General features: G+C 69.7%; 2 protein-coding genes. One reads left to right on the top strand and one right to left on the bottom strand.

What is annotated here, in order from left to right:
* Positions 1-233: 233 nt before the first annotated feature.
* Positions 234-1,682: an IS1380 family transposase gene (locus tag VF468_12580; protein ID HEX5879130.1), complete on the top strand. Its 1,449-nt coding sequence runs from the start codon at positions 234-236 to the stop codon at positions 1,680-1,682.
* Between the two features lie 178 nt (positions 1,683-1,860).
* On the opposite strand, the gene VF468_12575 is transcribed toward VF468_12580, so the two are convergent.
* Positions 1,861-2,030: PLP-dependent aminotransferase family protein (locus tag VF468_12575; GenBank protein ID HEX5879129.1), on the bottom strand; the 170-nt coding region annotated here is incomplete at its 5' end.

Genomic DNA, 2,030 nt, shown 5'->3' with positions numbered 1-2,030 from the left:
CCGGGGACACCGAGGAGAGTTGGTCCGCCCGGCCCTGATGACGTTGACGGCCGGGCGGGTGCTGGTCCTTGCCGTCGGAGTTGCCGTTGCCGCGCTGGGTGTCCGCCTCATTCGTCGCGGTCTGACCCAGATCCGTGGGTTGTGGGGCTGTCGCTAACGTGGTGATGCCCTCTGACGTGGGAAAATGTGGCTGCTGAAGGTCACAATCCCCATATCAGAAGGGCATCGGATTGATGTTAGCGGTTGCGGCGACGTCTCGGGGAGCCGCCCGGCGGCGCGGGTTCGGTCGGCGGGTCCGGATCGGCGCGGTGGACTCGCGGTTGACCGCTCATGCCGGGGTGGCCGCGGTCACCGAACTGGATCGGGTACTGGGCATCGGGGCGGCGCTGGACGCCGCGATCGGCCGGTTCAAACAACGCTGCCGCGGGGTGACGGCCGGTGGGCTGCTGGTATCGATGGCCTCGGCCCAGCTGGCCGGACAGGACTTCCTGGTCGGGATGGACCGGCGCCGCGACGACACCGCCGGGCAGGCGTTGGAACCGGTCCCGACACCGGCGTCGACGACCACCGCGCAACTGGCGCAGCGTTTCACCGCAACACATCTGGCCGCGATCGAGACGGCGATCGGGGTGCTCAACCAAAGATTGATCACCCTTGTTCCCGAGCACCGACGTCTTCAGTTGCTGGCGGTGGCCACGATCGACGGCGACACCACCGATGTGGAGGTCTACGGCCGCCGGAAGCAGGACGCCGTCTACAACTACCAGGGACAACGGGCCTACCGGCCGCACATCGCGTTCTGGGCCGAGAGCGGCGCCACCCTGGCCGCGGACCTGATGCTCGCCGACGAGGACCCCCGGCCGGTCGCCGCGGACCTGTTGGACCGGGCCATCAAGGCGCTGCCACCGGGGGTGGAGAAGATCCAGTGCCGTTGGGATTCCGGATATTTCGCCGCGGACCTGGCCCATCACTGCGTCGACCGGGGGGTGGACTTCGCGATCGGCGTCAAGCGCAACACCGCCGTCGTGCGGGCCTGCCGGACCGCGCCGGCGGACGGCTGGCACCCGGTCATCGGGATGGAGCACACCGAGGTCGCCGTCCTGGACTATCTGCCCGGGCCGTGGCCCAAGGACGCGGGCATCGCCTGCCTGGTGCGGCGGACCCGGATCCCGGTCGACCAGATCCCCACCGACAACCGGGCCCGCAAGCTGCGCACGATCGACAAGGGCCAGTTGCAGCTGGCGTTGGCCGGGCAGCTTGACCACGTGTACGGGTACTCGTTCATCCTGACCAACCGGGACGTGTCCACCCCGGGGCGGTTGGTCGCGGTCGAGCACTGGTACAGGCATCGGACCGATATCGAAGCCTTGAACAAGGACGCCAAACACGGTGCCGCCCTTCGTCATCTGCCGTCGAAATACCGGATGGTCAACACCGTGTGGATGTGGGCGGCGCTGCTGGCCTGCACCATCAGCAGCTGGATCCAGGAACTGGCCGGCCTGGACAACGGCCGCGGCCGCCGACGCCGCACCGTGGCCCGGCTGCGCCGCGAACTGATCAGCATCCCGGCCCGGATCGTCCGCACCAACCGGGCCCTGACCCTGCGGCCACCACCCCAACCCGGCCTGCTCATCACCGTCCTGACCGCCCTGCAGGCCCTGCCAGCCGTCCGCGACGGCTGACACCGACCCACCCCGACCCGACAACCAAGGACACGTGGAACCCGCACCCGGCGCGACCCGCCGGGACACCGCCGTACCCGCGCGGCGACCACCGAACAACAGAATCGGACAGACCAACCAAATCGCCCAATCCGCGTCCGGCGGTCACCCGGCCACCGGTCTTACCCGCGGATCTGGGTCAGACCACCACCGACGGCTCCCGCAGCGCCGCACTCGCGCCGGAGGTCACGGTCCGGTAGGCGGCGGCCAGTCCGCCGACGGCCTGCCGCAGGCGGTCCGGCTCGTGCACGTAGGGCAGCCGGACGAAATGTTCGAACGCGCCGTTGACGCCGAATCGGGGTCCGGCGG

It is taken from the genome of Actinomycetota bacterium, from assembly GCA_036280995.1.
In the GTDB taxonomy this organism is placed as follows: Bacteria; Actinomycetota; CALGFH01; order CALGFH01; family CALGFH01; genus CALGFH01.
This window is presented reverse-complemented; position numbering and strand designations above follow the sequence as displayed.